General features: G+C 36.9%; 32 protein-coding genes. 27 read left to right on the top strand and 5 right to left on the bottom strand.

Annotated features, from left to right (window positions below; all coding sequences use genetic code 11):
• Positions 1–26: 26 nt before the first annotated feature.
• The 4 genes from dltC (at position 27) to DD627_RS05950 (ending at position 3,079) form a co-directional block, all read left to right on the top strand.
• On the top strand, positions 27–263 hold the full coding sequence (dltC, locus tag DD627_RS05965; protein ID WP_068808026.1) for a D-alanine--poly(phosphoribitol) ligase subunit DltC: 237 nt from the start codon (positions 27–29) through the stop codon (positions 261–263).
• The gene (dltD, locus tag DD627_RS05960) at positions 263–1,519 is read left to right on the top strand and encodes a D-alanyl-lipoteichoic acid biosynthesis protein DltD (RefSeq protein WP_260266826.1); all 1,257 of its coding nucleotides are present in this window, start codon (positions 263–265) and stop codon (positions 1,517–1,519) included. The genes dltC and dltD overlap by 1 nt, the downstream gene beginning before the upstream one ends.
• Before the next feature lie 139 nt (positions 1,520–1,658).
• Entirely contained in the window at positions 1,659–2,480 is an 822-nt protein-coding gene (gene racE, locus DD627_RS05955; protein ID WP_260266825.1) for a glutamate racemase, read from the top strand.
• A complete protein-coding gene (locus DD627_RS05950; RefSeq protein ID WP_260266824.1) occupies positions 2,480–3,079 on the top strand; it encodes an XTP/dITP diphosphatase in 600 nt (199 codons plus the stop codon). The genes racE and DD627_RS05950 overlap by 1 nt, the downstream gene beginning before the upstream one ends.
• A 71-nt stretch (positions 3,080–3,150) precedes the next feature.
• Here DD627_RS05950 and DD627_RS05945 read toward each other — a convergent pair whose 3' ends face one another.
• The gene (locus DD627_RS05945; RefSeq protein WP_260266823.1) at positions 3,151–4,041 is read right to left on the bottom strand and encodes a mechanosensitive ion channel family protein; all 891 of its coding nucleotides are present in this window, start codon (positions 4,039–4,041) and stop codon (positions 3,151–3,153) included.
• 137 nt (positions 4,042–4,178) lie between these two features.
• Here DD627_RS05945 and DD627_RS05940 point away from each other — a divergent pair, with 137 nt between their 5' ends.
• Positions 4,179–4,592 (top strand): DUF948 domain-containing protein, encoded by a 414-nt coding sequence (locus DD627_RS05940; protein ID WP_057783683.1) that lies wholly within the window; start codon positions 4,179–4,181, stop codon positions 4,590–4,592.
• A 12-nt stretch (positions 4,593–4,604) separates the two neighbouring features.
• Positions 4,605–5,003 carry a hypothetical protein gene (locus DD627_RS05935; RefSeq protein WP_057783681.1) on the top strand — a complete coding sequence of 133 codons (399 nt, stop codon included), beginning with the start codon at positions 4,605–4,607 and terminating at the stop codon, positions 5,001–5,003.
• A 56-nt stretch (positions 5,004–5,059) separates the two neighbouring features.
• On the opposite strand, the gene DD627_RS05930 is transcribed toward DD627_RS05935, so the two are convergent.
• A complete protein-coding gene (locus tag DD627_RS05930) occupies positions 5,060–6,157 on the bottom strand; it encodes a M24 family metallopeptidase (RefSeq protein WP_057783680.1) in 1,098 nt (365 codons plus the stop codon).
• A 197-nt stretch (positions 6,158–6,354) separates the two neighbouring features.
• Between DD627_RS05930 and ccpA the strand changes: the two genes are divergently transcribed.
• The gene (gene ccpA / locus DD627_RS05925; RefSeq protein WP_057783678.1) at positions 6,355–7,359 is read left to right on the top strand and encodes a catabolite control protein A; all 1,005 of its coding nucleotides are present in this window, start codon (positions 6,355–6,357) and stop codon (positions 7,357–7,359) included.
• A gap of 85 nt (positions 7,360–7,444) precedes the next feature.
• Here ccpA and gap read toward each other — a convergent pair whose 3' ends face one another.
• A complete protein-coding gene (gene gap / locus DD627_RS05920; protein ID WP_260266821.1) occupies positions 7,445–8,473 on the bottom strand; it encodes a type I glyceraldehyde-3-phosphate dehydrogenase in 1,029 nt (342 codons plus the stop codon).
• 168 nt (positions 8,474–8,641) lie between these two features.
• Between gap and DD627_RS05915 the strand changes: the two genes are divergently transcribed.
• From DD627_RS05915 to DD627_RS05845, 15 genes are all read left to right on the top strand, one after another.
• Entirely contained in the window at positions 8,642–8,824 is a 183-nt protein-coding gene (locus DD627_RS05915) for a helix-turn-helix domain-containing protein (protein ID WP_260266820.1), read from the top strand.
• Positions 8,788–9,453, top strand: coding sequence for a helix-turn-helix transcriptional regulator (locus DD627_RS05910; protein ID WP_260266819.1), 666 nt, complete (start codon positions 8,788–8,790; stop codon positions 9,451–9,453). The genes DD627_RS05915 and DD627_RS05910 overlap by 37 nt, the downstream gene beginning before the upstream one ends.
• A gap of 186 nt (positions 9,454–9,639) precedes the next feature.
• Positions 9,640–10,047: a GNAT family N-acetyltransferase gene (locus tag DD627_RS05905; protein ID WP_260274601.1), complete on the top strand. Its 408-nt coding sequence runs from the start codon at positions 9,640–9,642 to the stop codon at positions 10,045–10,047.
• Positions 10,048–10,432: 385 nt separating this feature from the next.
• A complete protein-coding gene (locus tag DD627_RS05900) occupies positions 10,433–11,617 on the top strand; it encodes a trans-sulfuration enzyme family protein (RefSeq protein ID WP_057784784.1) in 1,185 nt (394 codons plus the stop codon).
• A gap of 15 nt (positions 11,618–11,632) precedes the next feature.
• A complete protein-coding gene (locus tag DD627_RS05895) occupies positions 11,633–12,928 on the top strand; it encodes an O-acetylhomoserine aminocarboxypropyltransferase/cysteine synthase family protein (RefSeq protein ID WP_057784785.1) in 1,296 nt (431 codons plus the stop codon).
• A 248-nt stretch (positions 12,929–13,176) separates the two neighbouring features.
• Entirely contained in the window at positions 13,177–13,908 is a 732-nt protein-coding gene (locus tag DD627_RS05890) for a YebC/PmpR family DNA-binding transcriptional regulator (RefSeq protein ID WP_068807983.1), read from the top strand.
• A gap of 110 nt (positions 13,909–14,018) precedes the next feature.
• Positions 14,019–15,008, top strand: a complete 990-nt coding sequence (comGA, locus tag DD627_RS05885) for a competence type IV pilus ATPase ComGA (protein WP_260266816.1) — start codon at positions 14,019–14,021, stop codon at positions 15,006–15,008.
• Entirely contained in the window at positions 14,944–15,996 is a 1,053-nt protein-coding gene (comGB, locus tag DD627_RS05880; RefSeq protein ID WP_260266814.1) for a competence type IV pilus assembly protein ComGB, read from the top strand. The genes comGA and comGB overlap by 65 nt, the downstream gene beginning before the upstream one ends.
• Positions 15,993–16,301: a competence type IV pilus major pilin ComGC gene (comGC, locus tag DD627_RS05875; protein WP_057784789.1), complete on the top strand. Its 309-nt coding sequence runs from the start codon at positions 15,993–15,995 to the stop codon at positions 16,299–16,301. The genes comGB and comGC overlap by 4 nt, the downstream gene beginning before the upstream one ends.
• Positions 16,302–16,307: 6 nt before the next feature.
• Complete coding sequence (gene comGD / locus DD627_RS05870; protein WP_057784790.1) at positions 16,308–16,745, top strand: competence type IV pilus minor pilin ComGD; 438 nt, start codon at positions 16,308–16,310, stop codon at positions 16,743–16,745.
• On the top strand, positions 16,729–17,022 hold the full coding sequence (locus tag DD627_RS05865) for a hypothetical protein (RefSeq protein WP_260266813.1): 294 nt from the start codon (positions 16,729–16,731) through the stop codon (positions 17,020–17,022). The genes comGD and DD627_RS05865 overlap by 17 nt, the downstream gene beginning before the upstream one ends.
• A complete protein-coding gene (locus DD627_RS05860; RefSeq protein WP_057784792.1) occupies positions 17,015–17,425 on the top strand; it encodes a ComGF family competence protein in 411 nt (136 codons plus the stop codon). The genes DD627_RS05865 and DD627_RS05860 overlap by 8 nt, the downstream gene beginning before the upstream one ends.
• Positions 17,400–17,714 carry a hypothetical protein gene (locus DD627_RS05855; RefSeq protein WP_068807992.1) on the top strand — a complete coding sequence of 105 codons (315 nt, stop codon included), beginning with the start codon at positions 17,400–17,402 and terminating at the stop codon, positions 17,712–17,714. The genes DD627_RS05860 and DD627_RS05855 overlap by 26 nt, the downstream gene beginning before the upstream one ends.
• A gap of 60 nt (positions 17,715–17,774) precedes the next feature.
• A complete protein-coding gene (locus DD627_RS05850) occupies positions 17,775–18,785 on the top strand; it encodes a class I SAM-dependent methyltransferase (protein WP_057784794.1) in 1,011 nt (336 codons plus the stop codon).
• A 77-nt stretch (positions 18,786–18,862) separates the two neighbouring features.
• On the top strand, positions 18,863–20,239 hold the full coding sequence (locus tag DD627_RS05845; protein ID WP_057784795.1) for an amino acid permease: 1,377 nt from the start codon (positions 18,863–18,865) through the stop codon (positions 20,237–20,239).
• Positions 20,240–20,430: 191 nt separating this feature from the next.
• Here the strand turns inward: DD627_RS05845 and DD627_RS09185 are convergent, their stop codons facing one another.
• Positions 20,431–20,508 carry a DUF3709 domain-containing protein gene (locus tag DD627_RS09185; protein WP_353744030.1) on the bottom strand — a complete coding sequence of 26 codons (78 nt, stop codon included), beginning with the start codon at positions 20,506–20,508 and terminating at the stop codon, positions 20,431–20,433.
• Between DD627_RS09185 and DD627_RS05840 the strand changes: the two genes are divergently transcribed.
• Genes DD627_RS05840 through DD627_RS05825 form a run of 4 tightly spaced genes read left to right on the top strand, consistent with a single transcriptional unit; the run spans position 20,473 to position 23,100 of the window.
• Positions 20,473–21,081, top strand: a complete 609-nt coding sequence (locus DD627_RS05840; protein WP_068807994.1) for a metallophosphoesterase — start codon at positions 20,473–20,475, stop codon at positions 21,079–21,081. The two genes, DD627_RS09185 and DD627_RS05840, sit on opposite strands and share 36 nt — an antisense overlap.
• Positions 21,082–21,096: 15 nt before the next feature.
• Positions 21,097–21,690 carry a YutD family protein gene (locus tag DD627_RS05835; RefSeq protein ID WP_068807998.1) on the top strand — a complete coding sequence of 198 codons (594 nt, stop codon included), beginning with the start codon at positions 21,097–21,099 and terminating at the stop codon, positions 21,688–21,690.
• Positions 21,691–21,700: 10 nt separating this feature from the next.
• A complete protein-coding gene (locus DD627_RS05830) occupies positions 21,701–22,471 on the top strand; it encodes a TIGR01457 family HAD-type hydrolase (RefSeq protein ID WP_057784798.1) in 771 nt (256 codons plus the stop codon).
• Positions 22,472–22,476: 5 nt separating this feature from the next.
• Positions 22,477–23,100, top strand: a complete 624-nt coding sequence (locus tag DD627_RS05825; RefSeq protein ID WP_068808001.1) for a TIGR01906 family membrane protein — start codon at positions 22,477–22,479, stop codon at positions 23,098–23,100.
• Positions 23,101–23,138: 38 nt separating this feature from the next.
• Here the strand turns inward: DD627_RS05825 and DD627_RS05820 are convergent, their stop codons facing one another.
• Positions 23,139–23,780 carry a VTT domain-containing protein gene (locus DD627_RS05820; RefSeq protein ID WP_057784800.1) on the bottom strand — a complete coding sequence of 214 codons (642 nt, stop codon included), beginning with the start codon at positions 23,778–23,780 and terminating at the stop codon, positions 23,139–23,141.
• Positions 23,781–23,897: 117 nt separating this feature from the next.
• Between DD627_RS05820 and DD627_RS05815 the strand changes: the two genes are divergently transcribed.
• Complete coding sequence (locus DD627_RS05815) at positions 23,898–24,290, top strand: S1 RNA-binding domain-containing protein (protein ID WP_057784801.1); 393 nt, start codon at positions 23,898–23,900, stop codon at positions 24,288–24,290.
• Positions 24,291–24,455: the final 165 nt, after the last annotated feature.

Raw genomic sequence — 24,455 nt, 5'->3', positions numbered from 1 at the left:
ATTAGTTTTAAAGGGGAGTAAATAAAATGGATACAAAAGAAACAGTTTTAAACGTTTTACAAGATTTAACAGGCACAGATTTGAGCGGGGATTTAGATAATAATTTGTTTGATTCGGGATTGCTAGATTCAATGGGTACCGTTCAGTTACTTTTACAATTACAAAGTGAGCTAGGAATTGAAGTACCAGTGTCTGAGTTTGAGCGTAGTGAATGGGATACGCCCAATAAAATTATTGCGAATGCTGAGGAAATGCAGAACTAGTGGCAAAAAAACTTTTTCTGATATTTGGTCCGGTTCTTTTGGCTGCATTATTGTTGATTGCACTATTGTTTTCCCCATTTAAAATGAATCATATGTCAACTAAAACTGAAGATAAAGCGGCAGTTGCTTTGTCTCCAAATGTGCTTAAAGGCCAAATAATTAAAGAATCAGCCCTATCACACAAACAATTTGTGCCATTCTTTGGATCCTCAGAATTTTCCAGATTCGACATGGCGCATCCGTCTGTATTGGCTACAAAGTATCAACGAAGGTACACTCCGTTTTTGATGGGTGGGCCTGGAACTCAGTCACTTACTCATTATTTTCAGATGCAATTAGTTACGTCACAATTAAAGAATCGTAAGGCCGTTTTTGTGATTTCACCACAGTGGTTTGTCAAAAAGGGCGCCCGCAAAGATGCTTTCGGATTTTACTATTCACCGATGCAATCGGCAACTTGGCTCTTGAGCCGAAAAGCTAGCAGTGCCGAAGATCGCTATGCTGCCAAACGATTGCTGAATATGCCCTCTGGAAAAGCCAATCACACCATTATGATGGCGCTAAAGCGTGTTGCTGATGGCAAACAAATTACGAAACACGAACGAACTTATTTAGTTTATGAGATGAGATTGTTGCAACATGAAGATCAACTTTTTTCTGATTTGAAAATGAAAAATAATCAGGGTAAAATTGATCGGATTGCAAAGCAGTTACCCGATCATTATCAATTAAAAGATTTAGATCAGTTAGCTGTTGCGCAAGGAAAGCAGCATACGACAAATAATCGATTTGGCATCGATAATCGGTTTTATGTTCGGCGATTACACGACAAGGCAAAGAAATTTAAGAATTTTGAACAAAATTGGAGTTATGTGCAATCGCCTGAGTTTAGCGATTTCGAACTAGTTTTGAATCAATTCGCTTCTTTAAACATGAATGTTGAGTTTATTATTCCACCCGTTAATCAAAAGTGGAGTGCATACACTGGGTTATCGCAAACAATGCTCAAGGAATTTGATCGAAAAATTCGATATCAACTGCAATCACAAGGGTTCAACAATATTTGTGATTTAAGTGATAAAGGAAATGTGCCGTATTTTATGCAAGATACCATCCATTTAGGTTGGCGTGGTTGGTTGGCTGCTGACCAGTCAATTGATCCGTTCTTGACAAAAAAGCAAAAAACACCTCATTACCAAATGAATAGTAAGTTCTATTCAACGGCATGGCAACATCAAATAAGTATAAAAAAATAATTGTTTTTATGGCAGGAGACTATTAGAAAAGCAAGGCAACTAATCTAGTTGCTTTGCTTTTTTTAGATGAGGAAACTTGCTTTTCAGTTTTTAAAAAGAGATAATATAGTTTCAGATTACGTGAAGAGGATGAAAAGAAATGGATAATCGTGCAATCGGATTTATGGATTCTGGTGTGGGTGGTTTGACTGTTGTGCGTGAAGCACTTCGACAGTTGCCTCTTGAATCTGTCTACTTTATTGGGGATCAGGCTAGGCTCCCATATGGCCCGCGTTCAAGCCATGAAGTACGGCATTTTTCTGAGCAAATGGCTGCATTTTTGATGAAAAAGAATATCAAAATGTTAGTTATTGCTTGTAATACGGCAACTTCAGCGGCTCTAGAAGACTTGAAAGAAAAGTTGCCCATTCCAGTTATTGGAGTAATTTCACCGGGAAGTCGGGCCGCCTTAAAAGTATCGCGCAATCGTCGTATTGGTGTCATTGGGACAGAAGGCACGATTAAAAGTGGGGCATATGAACGAGCAATTTTATCTAAGGATAATTCGGTTGAAGTTTTCAGTTTAGCTTGTCCTAAATTTGTACCTTTAGTTGAAAGTAACGAATATGATTCATCAATTGCCAAAAAAGTTGTGGCAGAAACTTTACAGTATTTCGACAATAAGGATGTGGATACCCTTGTTTTGGGATGTACACACTATCCACTACTGAGGCCTATTATCCAAGATGTGATGGGTCCTCAGGTTCGACTGATTGATTCGGGTGCTGAAACAATTGGCACCGTATCTGCATTATTGGATTATTTTGATATCGCAAAAGATTCAGCAGGTGATCAGATTGAAGATCACTACTATACAACGGCATCGCCAAAAAGTTTCAATCAGATTGCTAGTCAGTGGTTGGAGATTAATGTTAAAGCTGATAAAACAGAAATTGACCGGTTAAGTTTGGAGGACAAGTAATGGCTCAGAAAGAACAAATTATTATTGCAACTAATAATGCTGGGAAACTGTGTGAGTTTCAAAAATTATTTGCTCCAAAACATATTAAGGTCACTTCGTTAAAGGACTATCCACAACTCGGAAAAATTGCGGAAACTGGGATGACTTTTGAAGAAAATGCGACTTTAAAGGCTTCTGCAGTTTCTAAACAGACCAATATACCAGTTTTGGCAGATGATTCTGGATTAGAAGTGGACGCTTTGAATGGCCGTCCAGGAATCTTTTCCGCACGTTATGCGGGCGATCACGACGACGCGGCAAATAATGCTAAATTGTTAAGTGAGTTAGCTGGGATTCCGTTAGAAAAAAGGACGGCAACTTTTCATACGACATTAGTGTTGATGAAACCTGATGAAAGTAAGTTAGTGGTTAATGGGGAACTTAGAGGCCAAATCTTGGCTGTTCCGCGTGGCAATAATGGATTTGGATATGATCCGTTATTTTGGGTACCAGAAAAACAAAAATCTTTGGCCGAAATGACCTCAGAAGAGAAAAACGAAATTAGCCATCGGGGACGAGCTAGTCAAAAACTCCTCAAAGTTTTTGATGAATGGTGGTAAACGAGGAGCAAAATAAATAAGAGTCGGGGAAAAGTTCGTTTTCTCGGGCTCTTATTCAGTTACAAACTTTATTATTTTTTAGTTTGTAATAGTTGGTTATTAATAATCCTTAGTTTGTTCTCAGTCAAGATTGTTAGATAATTTTGGAGAAAAGTTCTTTGAATTTGATCAACAGTGCCGTTTTCGACATACATTTTAACGCGTAAACCGATGTTGCCATTTACATCTTGGATCGGACTAGTTACAGTAGGATCAGTGGTGACTTCATTTAGTTTGTTGGCCAATTCAGAAGTTGTTTTTGTGACAAGATCTTTGGCAGAGGCTAAATCGGTCAAACTTTCAAAGGCCAAAAAAATGGAAACCACTTGATCATTGCGAGAATGGTTGGCAATGGCCGTGATGGACCGGTTGGGGATGTAGTTTGTTGTCCCATCGTCAGAAAGGACTTGAGTGGACCGCAAACCTATTTCAGTTACTTTTCCATTGATATTTTGAATGGTAACTTGATCACCAACATCTAATTGGCCATCAAGAAGAATGAATAGGCCGTTCACAATGTCACTTACCAATCCTTGTGCACCAAGACCAACAGCGATACTGATGATTCCTGCCCCAGCAACTAGTGTACCTACCGGAACACCAATAATTGAAAGTAGGGTGTAGAGATAAAAGAATAAAACGACATAATGGAAAATGTTAACTACCAATGCCAGTAAGGTTACAGCTCGACTTGGAATGGCGTCGTTTAAATGGTGATACTTATGCAAACCGTTGGTCAACAGCCGTTTACCAATAAAGTTGACCAGCCAAAAGAAAATAGAAATTAGGATAATTTCAAGAATGTGGTTGATTAACGATTCGGCAAGTTTTTGCCAATTAAACGCCGTAAAGTAGTTTTGAAAAGCCTTAATTAGGGAACTGGGCGAATTAGTAACGCCAATTAGAAAGTGAATGATGCTCATCTCCTTGTATATTGATTTTAACAGACTAGGTTTTCTTTGTAATCAGTTTCATAAAAAATATTTTACTTCTTTTTTAATTGCAGTGCTTAATCTCTAATGATATGCTTAAGACAATTAAGTTAACAGGAGGATAAATTATGACAGGTGGCGGAATCGCAGCAATCATTGCAGCAGTAGCTTTACTGATTTTAGTACTATTTATCGGGCTTGTATTGGTACGAGGATCAAAAACTTTGGTGGAAATCAATCGAAGTCTTGCCGTAGTAACTAAGGATGTTGATTTACTTTCTAAAGAAGCTGAAGATATTATGGCAAACGCCAACGATTTATTGGAAGATGTAAATGGCAAAGTAGCCACTATTGATCCAGTATTTCAAGCGATGGCTGATTTAGGCCAGAGTACTTCAGACTTAAATGAAGCAACCCGTAATTTGACTACCAAACTTACAAGTCCAGGTAAAAAAGCAGGAACTGTTTCGACTGCGTTGAAGGCTGGTAAGGGTGCAGTTCATATGTATCGTGAACATAAAAATAAACAAACGAAAGACTAGGAGGATTTTATAATGGCAAAAGGTAAATTTTTATTAGGCGCGTTAATTGGTGGCGCGGCCGCTGTGTATGGCACATTAAAATTAACAGGCACAACCAAAGAAGAATTAATTCAAGCAGCACAAAATAAAGTCAATCGATTTAGAGAACAAAATGATTTAGAGGGTGCTGATTGGGAAGACGAGTTGAAAGACCGTGTTTTTGATTCAGCGGTTGAACTGAAAAATAAGGTTCTTGAAGGAAAAGACGAGTTTTTAGGTGCTGCTCAGGACAGTTTTCAAGCATCTACTGATGAATTAAAAGATGAATTAGATGAAGAAAATGACGTCTTTGTTGATGGCACAGATAGTTACGATGAACCAACTGAAGTTTTTATGCCACATACACATGATGAAAAACCAAAAGTTGACTAACTTCGGATAATCAAAAAGGCCTCCTGCAAATTGCAGGAGACCTTATTTTTTTACAATTAGCCAACATAAGTGAGTTCTTTTGAAGTATGGGTAAATGGTTCACAACCATTTTTGGTAATGTGTACACAATCCTCAATACGAACACCAGCAACGCCGGGAATATAAATACCGGGTTCAATTGAAAAACACATTCCTTCTTCAAGAGACATCTTATTGCCCTCCATGATTGAAGGAAATTCGTGTTCACCCATTCCCATTCCATGACCAAGGCGATGAATAAAGTAATCTCCATAGCCGGCTTTTGTGATGATGTCACGGGCAATCTTATCTAAATCTTCTGCAATCATACCAGGTTTAGCCTGAGATTGAGCAGTTAACTGAGCATCTAAACAAACTTTATAAATATCCAAAGCCTTATCACTTGGTTGACCGACAGCAACTGTTCTTGAGGAGTCGCTGATGTAGCCTTGGTGAATGGTACCTAAATCAAATAGAACAAGTTCGTTATTTTTAATTTTATTCATGCCTGTTGCACCGTGAGGTTCGGCTGCATGAGCGCCAGCCTGGATGAGGGTATCAAAACTCATTTGCATGACGCCTTTTTTCTTAAGCACGTATTCTAATTCTGCGGCAATTTCAGCTTCGGTTCGTCCGGCTTGGACGGCTTCAAAGCCAATTTTGAAAGCCAGGTCTGCTTCGCGACCAGCGGCATCAAGTTTTTCAATTTCATCGGCCGTCTTAATTAACCGTAATTTTTGAATAAAAGGAGTTAAGTCTTTTTCGAAATTAGCAAATAAAAACTGATTTTTAATGGCGTTATAATGATCAATGGTTAAATTGTTTTTTTCAATTGCCCACTGAACAGGGTGGTTGACACGTTTCTTAATTTGAGTGGCAATCATCTCAAACGGCTGTTCATGGTCTAAATAGCCATAAACTGGAAACTCCCATCCTGTATCGTGAATTGCTTCAACTTCTAGTGCGGGAGCAAATAAAAAGGGATCTTTGTTTGCAAAAACAAATAATCCAAGAATTCGTTCGACTGGGTCACTGGCAAAACCAGTAAGGTATTCGATTGATTTGGGGTCACTAATATAAGCTACGTCAACTTCATTTTTGCTGACCCATTTACGGACTTTATCCAACTGTGTCATGTAATCGTCTTCTTTCTTTTTAGTTGTGAACATTATATCATATCGGTTTAGTCTTGAAATATAACTAAAAAAGAGGTATATTTTTCATGAAAGCGTTTTCCACACTTGCACAGTTAAGCGTTTTTTGATACCGTTAACAATGCAGTGAAAATTTATGAAAACGTATAGTAACGCATAAAAGGAGACCTGAGTTAAAAATGGAAAAACAAACTGTAACGATTTATGATGTTGCGCGTGAAGCAGGAGTTTCAATGGCGACTGTATCGCGAGTAGTGAATGGCAACCAAAATGTAAAGCCTGCTACAAGACAGCGGGTTAATGATGTGATTGACAAATTGGATTATCGACCAAATGCCGTTGCTCGAGGACTAGCAAGCAAAAAATCAACCACAATTGGTGTTATCATCCCCGATGTAACGAATGCCTATTTTGCTTCTTTAGCACGTGGAATTGATGATGTGGCTTCTATGTATAAATATAATATTATCATGGAAAACTCCGATGAAAATGATCAAAAGGAAATGGCAGTACTAAATACATTGCTTGCTAAACAAGTAGATGGCATTATTTTCATGGGTAATCGGGTTACTGACAAACTTCGGGAAGAATTTTCTCATTCAAGAACACCGATTGTTTTTGCAGGATCTGTTGATGATGAAGAAAGTGTACCTTCTGTAAGTATTGATTACATCGAATCAACTGCTGAAGCAATATCAAAATTGATTAAAGAAGGTAACAAAAAAGTCGCGTTTATCAGTGGTTCGTTAAGTGAACCAATTAATGGAAAATATCGTTTGGCAGGATACAAGCAAGCTTTGAAAGAAGCTGGCATTAAGTTTGATGAGAAATTAATTTTTGAAACTGACTATAGTTATGAATCAGGAATTAAATTAGCTAGCCAACTTAAGGACACAGATATTACAGCTGCTTTTGCTGGTGATGACCGTTTGGCAGCAGGGGTTTTAAATGGTTTAACTGACCAGGGGGTTAAAGTGCCAGATCAATTTGCGTTGATCACAAGTAACGATACTCAAGTTGCGCAGTTAGTTCGTCCACAATTAACTTCTATTACTCAACCGCTTTATGATATTGGTGCAGTTTCAATGCGGTTATTGACAAAGTTGATGAACAAAGAAGAAATTGAAGAACCAACCATTACGTTACCTTATGGCTTGGATAGTCGCGAAACGACAAAAAAATAATTTTGAATTTTGAACATTTCTAAACAAAATAGGCTAATCAATGGTATGTACATTTGATTAGCCTATTTTAACTGTTTTGAAAAAATTAGTTGTCAAACTGTGCAAGTTTTAACAAAGTGCGAACCATTTGGCAGGTAAATCCATATTCATTGTCATACCAAGCAACGGTTTTGACCAGCTGTGAATTGTCTGCAGAAACAACTTCGGTTTGAGTGGGATCAAATATTGAACCAAATGTTGTGTTAATTACATCACTGGATACAATTTGATCTTTATTCCAACCAAAGCTCTCATTATTTTTTGTATAGGGCTTGATGCGTTCATTAATTTCATCAACTGTTAAGTGAGAGATTTTAAGGATAGTCACAAGTTCGGTTAACGAACCATCGGTCACTGGAACTCGTTGGGCGTGTCCTTGAAGTCTGCCATTAAGATGGGGCAAAACTAATCCGATTGCCATAGCAGCTCCCGAAGAATGTGGAATTGTGTTTTTGGCGGCTGCCCGTGCTGCTCGTAGATTGCCACCGCGAACAGGACCATCTAACAACATTTGAGTTGAGGTATAGGCATGGACCGTTGTCATCGTGCCAGCGACTACGCCAAATTCTTTATCTAGCGCATCGGCCATGGGTGCTAAACAGTTGGTGGTACAAGAACCAGCAGAAATAATTTGATCATTAGAGTTTAAAATGTTGTCATTTGTACGATAAACAATTGTTTTTATGTCTGTACCAGCAGGCGCAGAAATTAAAACCCGTTTAACTCCTGCGCGTAAATGCGCTTGAGCTTTTTTTAAACTTGTATAAAACCCTGTGCACTCTAAAACAAAATCCACATCATCATTTTTCACCCAAGGAATTTTGGCCGCATCAGTTTGTGAATAGACATGATAGGACTTGCCGTCCACAATCAGCGCGTCCTGTGTGGCATTGACTTCGGCCTGCAAGGTGCCATGTGTAGAGTCGTATTTGAGCAAATGAGCTAACATTTGAGGGCTCGTTAAATCATTGATTGCGACGACTTCTATGGTACTATCATCTTGTAGTTCTAGAATCCTTCTGAAAGCTAATCTTCCAATTCTGCCAAATCCATTGATTCCAATTTTAACTGTCATAAAATGACCTCCTAAGAATGTTATAATATTTTGAACATTTTTATCATAACGGGATATTTAAAACAGAGGAAGAGCTCAATTATCCTAGGATTGATGATCCCAGTTTGGCAGATTTTTTAAAATTGCGTATAACGGTTGGTACTTAGTAAGTGAAAGGAAAAGATACAAATGAATGAAAAACCTTTGGGACATTTTTTTCGATATAAACGAAGTACAGCTAATTTGAAAGATTATGGAATTGTTCAAGATACGCATCGACGGGCAAGTGGACTTACTCGCGAAGAGGTGGCCGAAAGAGCAAATTTAAGTACGGATTGGTACGTAGAATTGAACAAGGAAGAACGGGCGTAAATCCATCAGTTGAAGTTTTAGAGGCATTGTGTGAAGTTTTGCGATTAAATGACGCTGAAATTAACTATGTATTTAATTTGGTTGAAAAAAAGTTACCTCCCGAATTGAACCATATCCCGGATATTAGCGGTGATTTTGTAAGGTTATTAAATTTTCAAAATCCGTATCCAGCATTTATTATGGATCGCAACTTTATCATTCAAAAAACGAATCGTGCATTTGTGGAACTATATGGAAAGCTGGATAGCAAGTCAAAAATTCAACGAAATCTTCTTTGGCAGACATTTAAGAATCCTGTTTTGCGAGATTTGTTTAGTGATTGGAATGAATATGCAGCTAAAAGAGTTGCTCAATTTCGACAACTCTATAGTGAAAATCCCAATTCATCATATTTGTATAAAATCTACGAAATGATTAGGGATGAACCTGGATTCTCTCAACCTTGGGAGCAGCTCGATGTACTAGACATGCAAACGTTACGTCTGTTACTTAAAAAGCCGCGAGTGGGCGAGTTATACCTTACCGAAACAACTTTAATTTCGTCTACAAAAACTCATTTTCTGGTTATTCAGAGTGCAGCGGATCAAGTCACCGAAGAAAAACTGAGACAGTTGTGCCAAAATGGCTAGTTTTATTAGATTGTTACAATAATTAAGTTTGAATGAACCTTGTTCACATATTGACAAGCAAAAATATTGGGTTATGCTTATTTTTAATTCTATTTAGATTGAAGTGACCAAGATGCTAAAGATTCGTAAAATTCAACCAAGTGATAATCAAGCAATAAAAAAATTATTCAAGATTGTTTACGTGATGTGCAACTTAATATACCTGGAACCGCCTATTTTGATCCGCAACTAGATTCACTGGCCGAATACTATGAAAAACTACCTCATGGCATCTATTGGGTAGTCATTGATGATACCAATAAAGAAGTTGTCGGAGGCTGTGGTGTGGGTCCGGTACCCGGTCAGCCAGAAGTTTGTGAATTGCAAAAACTATATTTAAAACCAGAGGCTCGTGGGCATGGGCTCGCCAAAATCCTTTTACAAAAATCAATTACGTTTGCGCAGGAAAGCTACCAAAAAATGTATGTAGTTACAGATACAAAATTGGCAGTGGCAAATATTTTATATCAACATGCGGGATTTACAAAGCTGGCTAAACCGTTAGCCGGGGATGAACATCTAGCCTGTGATACTCAGTATATAAAAAGCATTTAAATTGCTTAAATAAGAATTTGATGAGAAAAGGTTAAAAAAAGATTGACTTTTGAAAAGATAGCGTTAGGATAATACTTAATATTATAAAAACGAATAGATCAGTAAATCAGTTGATGGGTTTAGAGAGTCGTTGTGTGGTGGAAAACGATGGCAGAAGCCGATGGAAGATGGTCTAATTTCAAATTCGTTGGTCGAGCAAGATTGTAAGGCTAGCGCGGGAACTCCCGTTATTGAGTTAGGGTATAATTTTGATTGTACCTGATGAGGAGTAGTTCGTGAGAAATGCTCAAATAAAGGTTGTACCGCGGGAAAAAGCACATTTCCGTCCTTAATCTAGAAATAGATGAGGATGGATGTGTGCTTTTTTGATTGGAGGAATTTTAAAATGACAGGCTTTAATACAAATTTGGTTCACGGTGAAACAATTCAAGATAATCAGACAGGGGCTGTTAATATCCCAATTTATAATTCGTCGACCTATGCTTATCCAAGTGCGACTAGTAAGGTACGTTGGGATTATGAACGTTCCGGTAATCCGACTCGTGAATACTTGGAGAAACAGATGACACGGTTAGAGGAAGGAAAGAATGGTTTTGCATTTGCATCTGGGATGGCTGCGATTCATGCTGCTTTGGCCATTTTTAAACCGGGAGATCACATTTTAGTTGGCAATCAAATTTATGGTGGTACGTATCGAATTTTAAATCAGTATTTTAAAGAGCGCGGAATTAGTTTTTCAGTTGTGGACACCACCAAATTAGAAACGATTGAACCCGCCATTCAAACTAATACAAAAGCCATATACTTTGAGCCGATTACCAATCCACTTTTGCATGTATCTAGTGTAAAATCGGTGGCAAAAATTGCAAAACAGCATCACTTATTGACGATCGTTGACAACACCTTTTTAACACCTTATTTACAAAAACCGTTAACTTTAGGTGCTGATATTGTTGTGCATTCCGCAACCAAATATTTAGGTGGACATTCAGATGTGATTGCTGGTCTTGTAGTGACAAATAGTGAAACGTTAGGCAAGCAAATTTACTTTATCCAAAATGCGCTTGGCGGCGTTCTTTCGCCAGAAAGTGCCAATCTCATTCGACGAGGCATTCAAACATTATCAGTCCGAATGGATCGACAACAACAAAATGCGTTTGAGATTATTAATTTTCTTGAAAAACGTCCAGAAGTGACAAAAATTTATTATCCCGGTATTAAAGGTACAAAAGATTATTTAATTGCTTCGGATGAATTAAATGGATTTGGTGGTGTTTTGTCCTTCGAGCTTGGTGAAAACGTGGATGCAATTGCGTTTGTCAACCATCTTCGGTTAATCCGATTAGCAGTTAGTTTAGGAGCAGTTGAAAGTTTGGCAGAATTACCGTACGAAATGAGTCACGCGGAGTTACCACCAGCAGAACGATTGAAGGCGGGAATCAGTCCCCAGCTCATTAGACTCGCGGTCGGCATCGAAGACAGTCAAGATTTAATCGCAGATTTACAACAAGCCATCGAGGTGGCTGTTAAGCCCAGTGGGTTAAATCAAAGTAATGAAAGAAACGCATAGTAGGAGGATGAAATAATGACAGAAAATAAATTTGATACACTTAGGATTCACGCTGGATATGATCCTAAAGACCATCGTTTTGCATCGTCAGTGCCAATTTATCAAACAGCGGCGTTTGGCCTCGAAAATACAGCTATGGCTGATAAAATTGTAACTGGTAAACTCGCTGGTCGGTATGATTATTCGCGGGATGGCAATCCAACTGTTCGCGTGTTTGAAGAACGTATTGCAGCGTTAGATGGTGGGATAGATGCTGTGGCTGTTGGTTCAGGAATGGCAGCTATTTCATATACCATTTTAAACGTGGCCGAAAATGGGGGTCGCATTATTGCGCCACGTAATATATATGGTTCTAGTCTTGATGAATTTCGCACATTTTTCCCAAAATTTGGGATCAATTTTGATTTTGTGGATGATATCAATGATTTTCAAGCCGTTCAAAGTTTAATTGAGAAAGATACTAAAGCAATCTATGTTGAAAGTGTAGCTAACCCCAGTACGGAGATTGCTGATTTAGAAAAATTAGCCGAGATTGCACACGCGGCAAAAATTCCGTTGATTGTGGATAATACTTTTCCAACCCCCTATCTGTTGAGACCCTTTGAACATGGCGCTGACATCACAGTATACTCATCTACCAAAGGAATCAATGGTCACGGAAATGTGATTTCGGGTTTAGTGGTGGATCATGGTACGTTCGATTGGGATAGTCCCAAGTTCCCTCAATTTAGTGAAACGGAATTCACATTAGGGGATGAAGACTTGCATACGCAGGAAAGTTTTGTCAGCAAATTTGGCAAACAAGCCTTTATTCGTCGAATTCGGATGAAATATTTGCGATTGCTTGGAGCAGTATTAGAACCGGTTGATGCCTACTTAATCTTATTGGGCCTTGAAACGATCTCAGAACGTTTAGATCGGGAAGTGGCGAGTGCCACAAAAATTGCTCAGTTCTTAACGGAAAACGAACATGTCAAAAAAGTTTTTTATTCAGGTATTGAAAAAGGAAATCCGTTAGTCAAAAAATATTTTCCCAAGGGTGTTGGTGGCATCTTATCGTTTGAATTAAAAGGAAATTCAAAAAATGTCGCAACTTTAATTGATAATGTGCGTGTTTTTAGTTATTTACCAAACATTGGTGATTCACGATCATTAATTGTGAATCCTACGCGGACAACGCATCGAGAGGTGCCAGCGGAAATTCGTGAATCTCAGGGTCTAAATGACCAAGTTTTACGGTTATCAATTGGCCTTGAAGACGTTGATGATTTGATTGGTGATTTGAAACAGGCAATTAAAGTTGCCTTTTAATAGAAACAGAATGAAAGAATTCCAACTGCGAATTCTTTTTTGCTTTTACAGTGTTTTTAGATAGAAATGATAGCGTGTGCATGAAAATGACTGATGTTTAAAGGGGTTTTAAACAGCGGTATTTAAAATATAGATAGTCTCTTTAATGAGTCAATTTGAAACACTTGCCAAAAACACCGTTATTTACTATACTAGATAAGGTTTTACTAACAATAAAAATTCATTATATAGAAAAGAGGAGTTTGGAAATGTCAGGACATTCTAAATGGCACAATATTCAGGGTCGTAAAAACGCTCAGGATGCTAAACGTGGAAAGATCTTCCAAAGAATTTCACGTGAAATTTATATGGCAGTCAAAGCTGGGGGTCCTGACCCTTCTGGTAACCCTCAGTTACGTCTGATGATGGATAAGGCACGTGCCGCAAACATGCCTAAGGACAACATTAAACGTGCTGTCGATAAAGGTTCTGGTGTTGGTGGTGCAGCATACGAAGAAATCAATTATGAGGGATATGGCCCTGGTGGTACTGCAATTATCGTCGAAGCATTAACTGATAATAAGAACCGAACTGCAGCTGCTATTCGTTCAGCATTTACGCATCATGGCGGTGCATTAGGTGCAAGCGGTTCAGTATCATACATGTTTGATCGGAAGGGTTATATTGTCATTTCTCGGGAAGACGATGACACTGACGAAGATACTATGATGATGGATGCTTTGGATGCTGGTGCCGATGACATTCAGACTTCTGATGATGCTTTTGAAATCTATACAGATCCTAAGGCATTGGCCGAAGTTCGTGATGCATTGGAAAAAGCTGGTTATAAGTTGGCAACAGCTGAGTTAACCATGATTCCTGAAAATGAAACGCCAGTACCAGAAGATAAAATTAGCCAATATCAAGGTTTGATTGATGAATTGGAAGATAATGATGATGTTTCTGAAGTTTATGAAGCTGCAGAAATGCCAGAAGAGTAATTAAATAGACAAGTATTAAATCAAGTTCGTTAAGAACTTGATTTTTTTTGTGTTTAAATAAATATATTTCGTTTTTTTACGTATCTTATCTTTGTGGGGGAGGTAGGAAAATGAAATTAGAAGATTATGTAGAAAAATTTATGTCAACCTGTGTCAAAAATCGGGCGACTGACTTGTATCTTTTGCCTAAATTAGATGACTATCAGGTGATGTATAAAAAATTAAATCGGTGTCATTTGATACAAGAAGTGCCGCAACAAGTGGGTGAACAATTAATCGCATTTTTTAAGTTTCAAGCAGATATGGCCCTCAGTGAAAAACGACGACCACAGACAGGTGCTTATTATTGGCATCAAGAAGACGGCAAAGTGGTTCATCTAAGATTGTCAACGGTGGGTGATTTTCTCAACCGTGAATCATTAGTTATTCGGTTCATTTATCCAATTTCAGAGGCGCATATTCAACACTTAGATCCGCCACAGTGGCATGAATTGATTGAACTGACTAATAAAAGGGGACTTTTATTGTTTTCGGGTCCAATGGGATCGGGTAAGACGACTTCCATTTACCGACTTGCCAGATATTTGGCCAAAGAAAAAGTGGTGATGACCATTGAAGATCCGGTAGAAATTTTTGAGAAGGACTTTTTACAGTTGCAGGTTAATACAAGAGCCAAGATGAACTATGAGCAATTATTAAAAGTAGGGTTAAGACATCGTCCGGATATTTTCATTATTGGTGAAATTCGGGATAATCATACTGCTAATGTTGCCGTTAAAGCGGCTTTAAGTGGTCATTTAGTTTTAAGTACGGTCCATGCGCAAAATGTATTTGGGGTCATTAGGCGATTAAAACAGTTTGACGTTGATCCAGAGATGCTTCAACAAGCCTTGTGTGGCGTTGCTTATCAACGTTTAATCCCTACAAAAGATGATGAAGTCGCAGCACTGTTTGATATTATGCAGGGAAAGCAGCTCCAGACAGCTTTTCGGGAAATACCTGAAAATAAAATGACGGCAAATTGGGGGAATTGTCTTGCAAGAGAGTATCAAAAAAGTCGAATTTCTGAAGAAACCTTGGTTGAATATCAAGAAGGATAAGTTTTCCACTAAAGTTCAAGCTAGATTTTTTACCCTATTGTCAGATTTATTGGCGGTTGGATTTAGTTTGCGAGAATCCTTAAATTTTATCAAGATTGTAATTCCAACCAAAAAGCGACAAATATCAAAAATGATTCAGTTACTTGAAAAGGGAGGGGCATTTTCGGATGCAATAAAGCCATTTTTAAAAGAGGATATTTACTATCAAATTTTGATTGCTGAAAAACATGGTGAATTGGCTGAGAGTTTGAAAACGTTAGGATCTTATTTAGACACAAAACATGATCATCAATCTAAGTTGTTGCAGATGTTAGAATATCCGATTCTACTATTGCTGTTTTTAGGGATGTTGATGGTGGGCATGAAGATTTACATTTTTCCTGAACTAAACATGTGGAATACGGCGACACGGGTACATGTTATTAAAAATTCTACTGTGATCATTCTATTAATTATGGTGGGGATTATCACCTTGGTTTTCCTCATGGCCAAAAAGTTTTGGCAACAGCCAGTTGTGCAGAGGGTGGAAGTAATTTGTCGGATCCCAATTGTTGGGAAAGTTTATCAAAGTTATTGTCATTATTACCTTTCTCTCAATTTAGCAATGTTGTTAAAAAGTGGGTTGGGTATAAAAAGTATTTGTAATATGTTAGAGAATTTCTCGAAGACATCTTTACTGCATCAAATTGGCAAGGCTTTGGAGAAACAGCTTTTAGAAGGTGAGCAAACTCGTTTATTTATTAATCGCTATCCGTTTATCCCACAAGAGTTAAACGTGATGCTCAACAAGGGAAATACGACCGAGGCTTTAGGAAAAGAATTAGTGATGTTTTCGAAAATTAAGTATCAAAAATTAACCAAACAAATTGAAAGATTGATTGGTTTAATTCAGCCCATGATGTTTCTTTTAATTGGGGTTGTGATTGTGTTTATGTATTTAAGCTTGTTATTACCGATGTACCACTCAATGGAGGGAGTATACAAATGAAAAAATTACGAAAAAATAAATCTGGTTTTACTTTGATTGAAATGACGGTAGTTCTTTTCATCATTTCTCTCTTAATATTAATTGTGTTACCAAATATTGCACAACAGAGAAGCAATGCAAAAACAATCCATGGAAATGCAATGGTGGAGGTTGTGCAAACTCAAATTGATTTGTATGAAAATGAGCATCAAAAATTACCAACTTCACTTGATGAACTGGAAGAAGGCGGTTATTTAACTGAAAAACAAGTAAGTCAGGCCGAAGAAAATCACATTTCCATTAAAGACAATAAAGCTGTGAAGTAGTGAAGAATGTGCAAAATAAAAAATGGGTTTACTTTGGTTGAAACTTTGGTGGTGTTAACGATTGTGACACTTTTACTTTCGATTGGTCATTTTACTTTAAAAAGAGTGATGGCTCAACAGCAAGAAAAACAATTCTGGGCAAAATTTGATGATGATTGGAAAAAATATGAACAATTTGCTAATTTCGAAGGGGTGGTCACGTATATTTCGTTTGATAAAACTCGAAGAAAAGTAAAATTTACGCCACTTAAAGCTTTTGAAAAAGAGAATAGTGAGATTGAATTACCTAAAACTTTAAGTCTGTTTACTAATCAAGAGGTAAAAATTGGTAGTAATGGGTATGTCAAGCCTCAGACGATTGGCTTTCAATCTGAAGCAAATAAATGCACGTATCGTTTGAGGATTCAATTAGGTTGGGGAGTCTATCATGTTAGCAAAGAATAAAAAAGGTTTTATTTTAAGTGAGGCGTTGGTTGCTTTGGGTCTGGTAAGCATTTCGTTAATATTAATCCACAGTTGTGTTCAAAATGAGCGAAAAACGGAGATGCGGTTAAATAAACAAGTTACAATTAGTCGCAAACTGCTGGATGGAAGTCGGTGTTTGAAAGCAAACAAATCACAGTCGGTTTCTTTACCAGATAGCAAGTTTATATTTACGAAAAGCTCGATAACGTTAAGTGATCAAAATCAGGGTGTTTTAAGGAAAATAGAAATTGAATAAAAAATCTGGATTTACATTGATGGAAACACTCATATCGTTATTAATATTAACAATCATTTTCCACCTTATTTCTTTCAGCACTAAATTAATCAATATTCCAATTAAACAACAAAACAATTCAGCTGATTGGCAAATTCTGGTGAACGAATTGGAATCATCTAAACATCAATTTCGGTTGAAAAGTAGCAGCCATTCTTACGTAAACCTAACTAGTCTTGAAGAAAATAAAGTTTATAAGTTAGAAAAATATCAAGATCAATTGCGGTTTTCACCAGGTTATATGCCGTTGATTTCTCATGTAAATTCTGTGGATTTTGATTATCAAGAACCATTCTTGAAACTTCAAATTAAATTTGATGATGGAGAGGCAAAAAGTGATGATGTCTATATTCCAAAAGAATAAATCAGGTTATGTGTTATTGAGTGCCATCATTTTTTTGGCTATTTTGAGCGGTCTTGTTTTTCAAATTGAACAACATCAACAAGCAAATATTGCTTCTCAGGCAAAAGTAGTTGAAATGAATGATGCTCGTGTTCTTTGTAATATTTTAATTTTGCGACGAAAAGATGATTCTAAGTATAAAGGCCTAAAATCAGATATTGGCGATGTGGAAGTTTTGAATAAAAAATTTATTGTAACTTTAAAAAATCAACATTGTTACAAGTTCACTGCAAGTGATCAGCCGCTATAAATGCCCAATATCTTTATTTCGTGTTAAGATATTTGAGGAGTTTAAGTTTAGACGAGGTGAATGATTACGAATAATGAAGTAGAACAACTATTTAAAATAATTGATGAGAGTACGGAAACACTTGTAGCTGAGCTGGATACCTCCTACTTAGATGCTTTAATCGAGACGGGAAATAATCTAATTTCTGGTCAGGTTCAAGTAGAAGATGGGCGGCCAACAAAAGAGGTTAAGCGTAATTTGGAACATTTCTATGCCGAAGTGAATTTGAGCCAATTAGATAATGAGTCCATTCGGCAAGCATTACAGCTGGCCATTTTGAAAGCGGCTCAAAAAGATCATATTCAGGCAAATCATCAAATGACACCTGATACAATCGGGATGTTATTTGCCTATCTTTTGCAAGAACTGCAGGATGGCGAAGACGACATTCAGATTCTTGATCCTGCGGTCGGTACCGCTAATTTACTCACAACAGTAATGAATGATATTCATCATAATCATAAAGACCAACAAATTACTGGGATTGGAATTGATAATGATGACTCTATGTTAGCACTGGCTGGAATTAGTACGCAGTTACAACAGGTGGCAGTTAATCTTTATCATCAGGACGCATTAGATCAATTAGTTTTTAATGCAGCCAATTTTGCTGTGTCCGATTTACCGGTCGGCTATTATCCCATTGATCATCGTGTTAAAGACTATGAGACCCATAGTGACAGCGGTCATTCCTTTGTGCACCATTTATTGATTGAACAAGCAATGAATCATGTCGTGGATGGTGGTTTTGGACTGTTTTTGGTGCCTAGTAATATTTTTCAAACTGATCAGGCAGGCAAGTTATTGAATTATTTTAAAAACAAAATATTTTTACAAGGTTTTTTAAATTTGCCTAAAGACATGTTCACCAATGGTAATTTACAAAAATCAATTTTAATTTTACAAAATCAGGGTAATGGTGCAAAACAGGCCTCAAAGGTGATGCTTGGGGATTTTCCATCCTTTAAGGATCAAACAAGAATGAAAAAGTTCTTGGCTGAGATTAGACAGTGGCATCAACAAAATTTCTAATCAAAATTTTACTTAATTCCAAAAATCCTATATGATTGAGTGTAATTCTATTACATTGAAGCATGTATGGAGGAAATATGAGTGAAAATGAAGATCAAAATTTATCGAGAGGTTTAAAAAGTAGGCACGTCCAATTAATTGCCATTGGGGGGACAATTGGAACCGGGCTGTTTTTAGGAGCCGGGCAATCCATCCATCTGGCCGGTCCATCAATTTTGCTTGCTTATGCAATCACAGGAGTGATCTGTTTTTGGTTGATGAGAGCCTTAGGAGAGTTGTTACTATCTGATTTGCATTCCACTTCGTTTGTTGACTTTGTGGCAAAATATTTGGGTAAACAGGTCGGATTTGTGACGGGCTGGACCTATTGGGTATGCTGGGTCACCATTGCGATGGCTGAAATCACAGCTGCAGGACTTTATATGCATTTTTGGTTTCCTAGTTTACCGCAGTGGATACCAGGATTTGTGATTTTGTTAGTTTTACTGGCTATGAACTTAATTACGGTTGAGCTTTTTGGAGAAACCGAATTCTGGTTCTCAATAATCAAAATAACAGCAATTTTAGTCCTTATCATAACAGGAATTGTGCTTGTATTAATTCATTATAAGACCTCAGTTGGACATGCCTCATTAACGAATTTAGTGGCTTTTGGCGGAATTTTTCCAAAGGGGCTAAAGGGATTTGTTCTTTCTTTCCAGATGGTGGTTTTTGCTTTCGTTGGTGTCGAAATGGTAGGTATGACTGCTGCAGAGACTCAGGATCCTAATAATGTTATTCCAGAGGCAATTAATGATATTCCAATGAGAATCGGATTGTTTTATGTTGGTGCGTTGTTCTTTCTTATGGCAATTTTTCCATGGAAATATGTTTCACCAACATCAAGCCCGTTTGTGCAAGTCTTTCAAAATGTCGGAATTACAGGAGCAGCCGCAATTATTAATTTTGTGGTTCTCACAGCAGCTGCCTCCGCTTGCAATAGTGCTCTTTTCACAACAGGGAGAATGTTGTTTTCACTTAGTTACAACCGTAAGTCGAAACTTGCAAAGAAATTGGGGAAATTATCGCGGACACAAGTACCAGCTAATGCAATTTTGATGTCTGCTTTAGTCATTGCTTTAGCAGTAATTTTAAATATTTTTATGCCTGGCCAAGTTTTTACTTTTGTTTCAAGTGTGGCGACAACCTGTTTTTTGTTTATCTGGGGATCGATTGTCTTAACCCACTTAAAATATCGTCAACAGTTATCCAAGACAAGTCAAAAACCTGAAAAGTTTCGGATGCCTTGGTATCCATATAGTGATTATCTAGTTTTAGCTTTTCTTATTTTTGTTGGTTTTGTACTGGTGTTGAAACTAGATACGTTGATTGCTTTAATTGGGTCTGTCCTCTGGTTTGTAGTTTTGAATTTGATTTATCTAGTGCAGATGAAAAAGAATTCTGGAACAAAATAATTATTTTATGTAAGAAGCTGTGGAAAAAATTCCGCAGTTTTTTAATTTGCAAATTTTAATATCTAAAAATAAAACGAGTTGTTTATCAAATTTCAAGGATGGCAATATGTGAATACATAAAAGTATTTACAGATCTTTAACCAAGTAGTCATGAAAATAAGAAAGAATTCTGTATAAAATGCGCTATGGTGTTATATACTAGATATCGAGAGAATTAAGAATGAGGGATGAAGTTGAAATTTTTCACGGCAGACACACACTTTTTTCATAAAGATTTATTAGGTAATAATGCTTTTGCACCACGACCATTTCCATCAGTTGAGGTGATGAATCAAACAATTATTGATAATTGGAATGCACGTGTAAAACCAACGGATACGGTTTATCACTTGGGGGATATTGCTTTATATTTTACTCATCCAGCTAGTTTATCAAACGAGGCAGTTTACAACGTGTTAAAAGCCTTAAATGGTAATCTGATCTTAATTAAGGGTAATCATGATAGTCGCGCTTTTTTTAAGTATTTAAAGAAACGTAATTTTGAAGTAAATGGGAAGCCCAAATTTGAATTTCATGATGTTGGTGTGGTGATTAAAATGAATCATCGTCAGTTGTATATGACACATTATCCAATGATGATGGGCATTGTGAAGCAAATTATTAATTTACATGGACATATTCATCACTACAGCGTGAATGTTAAAGAAAATTTGAATGTTGGTATAGACACTCCGGAAAAAGATTATTTAAACTATAAAATTCCGTTTGGAGCACCATTTTCAGAAGCTGACATTGAACAAATGATCAAAGGAAAAAGAGAAGATTTTGCAAAGCGAGGATAAAAAGGAGGCGTTTTAATGGCAACTACTCAAAATAAAGATACTGAGAATGTAGAATCGAAGCGACGCCCAGTAATCAACACAGTTGATCTACTGGATAATAAAAACATTTTAATTAATGGTCATCAATATCAGCTGATTAGCAATGATCGTGACGCATTTGATCGTGAACAATTGGCTGAACGGTTTAGTCCAGTTTTAAGCAAATATGACTTTATCGTTGGTGATATCGGTTATGAACAGTTGCGCTTGAAGGGATTTTACAGCAATCAAGATCGAAACGCTAAGGATAATGAAAAGCAAGGCGCGATTCAAGACTATTTGCTAGAATTTTGTAATTTTGGTTGTGCCTACTTTATTTTAAAGAACTTGAGTGTAAACAAGCCTGCTAAAAAACGTAGCTTAAAAACTAGGACTGTTAGCGAAAAAAAGAAGGAATCTCCTCATAAGGGCAAAAGAAACAATAAACGTGTTCGTAAGTTCAAAGAAAAACCGTTTATACAGGAGAAAACTACTAAGGAAAAGGCAGTTCCGGTTAATCAACGGAAGAATAAAATTACAGAAGTTCATAAACGTGGTAAACGTTCATTTACAATAAGAGAGACAAGATGAGGAAGATTAGATGATTTCAGATTATAAAGGATATTTAATTGATTTAGATGGTACCATTTATCGGGGCAGAGACCAAATTCCTGCTGCGGCCCGTTTTATTAAACGATTACAGGACACACACACGGATTTTTTGTTTGTGACTAACAACACGACACAGTTGCCTGATGAGGTTGCAAAAAACTTACGCGAAAATCACAATATTAATGTTACTGCTGATGAAGTCTATACAGCGGGGTTGGCAACAGCAGATTATTTAGATGGTATAGCTGGGGGTAAGCGCAAGGTTTATGTAATTGGTGAACTCGGTTTAAAGCAGGCATTATTAAATAGAAATTTTGAATTTGATGAGACGAATCCAGATTGGGTTGTTGTCGGCTTGGATTATGACGTGACTTACCATAAGTTTGAGTTAGCAACATTGGCCATAAAACGGGGTGCAACTTTTATTGGAACGAATGCAGATACCAACTTACCCAATGAGCGTGGTTTGGTGCCTGGAGCGGGTTCATTGATTGGCTTTGTTGAACGTTCTACACAACAGAGGGCTACATATATTGGGAAACCAGAAACAATTATCATGCAAAAAGCGGTTAAGAAGATTGGTCTTGACAAAGATGACGTTGTGATGGTTGGTGATAATTATATGACTGATATTTCTGCTGGAATTAATTTTGGTATTGACACTTTGTTGGTCTACACTGGGGTTTCAACTCGAGAATTTGTGGCAAAGCAAGAAATTCAGCCTACACACATAATTAATTCGTTTGATGAATGGAAGTAGTTACTATGCGAATGCGAAGGATTGGACAGTGGATCGGGTTTCATTTTTTTGGAATTTCTTTAGCCATTTTTTTGGTTATTAATTGTACTTTTCTATATTCGTGGTCGTTAAAATGGTATAACGTTCAAACTGCGGTAAGTTTATCTCACAAAGAGATCATGCATAATTATCATCAACTGATAGCCTATTTAAGTTTTCCATGGATTGAACACTTACACATGACCGATTTTCCAAGCTCAAGTACGGGATTACAACATTTTTCGGATGTTAAAAGTCTTTTTATGTTGAATGAAGGAGTTTTAATTCTTTCGGCGATTGTTTTTTTCTTTTTTATTCGTGAGCTTGTTAAAACCAAAACGCTGTGGCAATTAATTCGGCCTTTGCAGGTCACGGCTGTTGTGCCATTGTTTATTGGTGCAATGATGAGCATCTCATTTGATCAATTTTTTGTCATTTTTCATGAGGTTTTGTTCCGCAATAGTGATTGGATATTTGATCCTCAAAAGGATCCGGTTATCAACGTCTTACCAGAGGAGTTTTTTTTACAGTGTTTTGTTTTATTCTTTGTGTTTGTAGAAATCTTTTACCTGTTTTTTATTTGGTTGGGGAAAAGACAGATAAAAAAATAAGCCTTATTCGTTTGGTGACGAATAAAGCTTATTTTTGTTTAGACAGCTTTTTTTCTGGTTTTTAGAAAGGAAACAAGAATTGGAATAAGAGAGATAAGGATGATACCAATAACAATTACGGAAAAATGCTGTTTAACAACAGGAAAGTTTCCAAAAAAGTATCCTGCGCCACAACATAAGCTTACCCAAGTTGATGATCCCAGAATATCAAAAATGATGAATTTTTGATATCTGAAGTTACTACCACCGGCAACAAAAGGAGCAAAAGTTCGAATAATTGGCATATATCGTGCGAAAGTTATAGAGATGCTACCATAGTGATCGAAGAATTCTTTAGATTCTGCCATTTTTTGCTTGTTTATAAATTTCCCAAATATGTGGTGCTCAGTGAGTGCATTACCGACTGCACGGCCGATAAAAAAATTCGTTGAATCACCAAGGACCGCTGCAAAAAAAAGTAAAAAAACGAATATCCAAATATTTAGATGATACATACTATTTGCTGAAAGTGCAGCGGCTGCAAACAATAGAGAATCTCCAGGTAAAAAAGGTAAAATTACAGCACCGGTTTCAACAAAAATAATGGCAAACAGGATAAGATAGGTCCAATCACCAAATGTATTTACAATAGAAATTAGGTGCGCATCAATGTGTAAAACAAAATCAATCAGAAAAGACACAGTATTCCTCCGTACTTTATATTATTAGTGTTTAAAGTTTTTAAAAGCACAAGTATTGTATCATACTTCTGGTTTCGCTAAAATGAATATTGACATAAAATTTTGGGAGGTGCGAATTTGCTTAAAACGGGTGATGTTATTGAAGGTACAATTACAGGGGTCCAGGCATACGGCCTTTTTGTTGAAAATAAAAAAATATCTTTTACAGGGTTGCTTCACATTTCTGAATGTAGTGACGAGTATATTGAAAGTCTTTCTTCAATTTATAAAGTAGGTCAGGTGGTTTCTTGCGTGATTGTGGATATAGATCCTGCAAATCAACATGTGAGTTTATCAATAAAGGCGTTGAATCAAAAAAATAATATGCATAATAAGCCGATTCCTGCAGTGGTACACGCTTATCACAAATTTTATTGGACAAGTAATGATGATGAAATTGGGTTTAGAAGTATTAGTGACAACCTACCTGAATGGAAGGCGGCCGCTAAGAGAACCTATGGGATTAGTTGAGATGATCTGTAAGTTTTGTGAGTTGATTTTTTAAAAGGACTTGACCAAGTAAAGTTTTCTTGGTATTATATTCAAGGTCGTTTTGAACGAGGAAAGTTAATTTTAAGTATTGAAAGAAGTTTGTTGACTTTTAGAATTTGAAATGATAAAGTTAAATAGTTGCGT

The sequence above is a fragment of the Pediococcus sp. genome, from assembly GCF_003533255.1.
GTDB lineage: Bacteria > Bacillota > Bacilli > Lactobacillales > Lactobacillaceae > Pediococcus > Pediococcus parvulus.
The sequence above is the reverse complement of the archived record's forward strand: the minus strand, read 5'-3'. Positions and strand labels throughout refer to the sequence as shown.

Coding starts and splice junctions, on each gene's coding strand:
- ccpA (WP_057783678.1), top strand. CDS start 6,355: ATGGAAAAACAAACTGTAACGATTTATGATGTTGCGCGTGAAGCAGGA.
- DD627_RS05845 (WP_057784795.1), top strand. CDS start 18,863: ATGAGTGAAAATGAAGATCAAAATTTATCGAGAGGTTTAAAAAGTAGG.
- DD627_RS05945 (WP_260266823.1), bottom strand. CDS start 4,041: ATGAGCATCATTCACTTTCTAATTGGCGTTACTAATTCGCCCAGTTCC.
- DD627_RS05835 (WP_068807998.1), top strand. CDS start 21,097: ATGGCAACTACTCAAAATAAAGATACTGAGAATGTAGAATCGAAGCGA.
- DD627_RS05895 (WP_057784785.1), top strand. CDS start 11,633: ATGACAGAAAATAAATTTGATACACTTAGGATTCACGCTGGATATGAT.
- gap (WP_260266821.1), bottom strand. CDS start 8,473: ATGACAGTTAAAATTGGAATCAATGGATTTGGCAGAATTGGAAGATTA.
- DD627_RS05940 (WP_057783683.1), top strand. CDS start 4,179: ATGACAGGTGGCGGAATCGCAGCAATCATTGCAGCAGTAGCTTTACTG.
- comGC (WP_057784789.1), top strand. CDS start 15,993: ATGAAAAAATTACGAAAAAATAAATCTGGTTTTACTTTGATTGAAATG.
- comGD (WP_057784790.1), top strand. CDS start 16,308: ATGTGCAAAATAAAAAATGGGTTTACTTTGGTTGAAACTTTGGTGGTG.
- DD627_RS05850 (WP_057784794.1), top strand. CDS start 17,775: ATGATTACGAATAATGAAGTAGAACAACTATTTAAAATAATTGATGAG.
- DD627_RS05855 (WP_068807992.1), top strand. CDS start 17,400: ATGATGTCTATATTCCAAAAGAATAAATCAGGTTATGTGTTATTGAGT.
- DD627_RS05865 (WP_260266813.1), top strand. CDS start 16,729: ATGTTAGCAAAGAATAAAAAAGGTTTTATTTTAAGTGAGGCGTTGGTT.
- DD627_RS05830 (WP_057784798.1), top strand. CDS start 21,701: ATGATTTCAGATTATAAAGGATATTTAATTGATTTAGATGGTACCATT.
- DD627_RS09185 (WP_353744030.1), bottom strand. CDS start 20,508: ATGAAAAAAGTGTGTGTCTGCCGTGAAAAATTTCAACTTCATCCCTCA.
- DD627_RS05950 (WP_260266824.1), top strand. CDS start 2,480: ATGGCTCAGAAAGAACAAATTATTATTGCAACTAATAATGCTGGGAAA.
- comGA (WP_260266816.1), top strand. CDS start 14,019: ATGAAATTAGAAGATTATGTAGAAAAATTTATGTCAACCTGTGTCAAA.
- dltC (WP_068808026.1), top strand. CDS start 27: ATGGATACAAAAGAAACAGTTTTAAACGTTTTACAAGATTTAACAGGC.
- DD627_RS05915 (WP_260266820.1), top strand. CDS start 8,642: ATGAATGAAAAACCTTTGGGACATTTTTTTCGATATAAACGAAGTACA.
- DD627_RS05900 (WP_057784784.1), top strand. CDS start 10,433: ATGACAGGCTTTAATACAAATTTGGTTCACGGTGAAACAATTCAAGAT.
- DD627_RS05825 (WP_068808001.1), top strand. CDS start 22,477: ATGCGAATGCGAAGGATTGGACAGTGGATCGGGTTTCATTTTTTTGGA.
- racE (WP_260266825.1), top strand. CDS start 1,659: ATGGATAATCGTGCAATCGGATTTATGGATTCTGGTGTGGGTGGTTTG.
- DD627_RS05930 (WP_057783680.1), bottom strand. CDS start 6,157: ATGACACAGTTGGATAAAGTCCGTAAATGGGTCAGCAAAAATGAAGTT.
- DD627_RS05935 (WP_057783681.1), top strand. CDS start 4,605: ATGGCAAAAGGTAAATTTTTATTAGGCGCGTTAATTGGTGGCGCGGCC.
- DD627_RS05890 (WP_068807983.1), top strand. CDS start 13,177: ATGTCAGGACATTCTAAATGGCACAATATTCAGGGTCGTAAAAACGCT.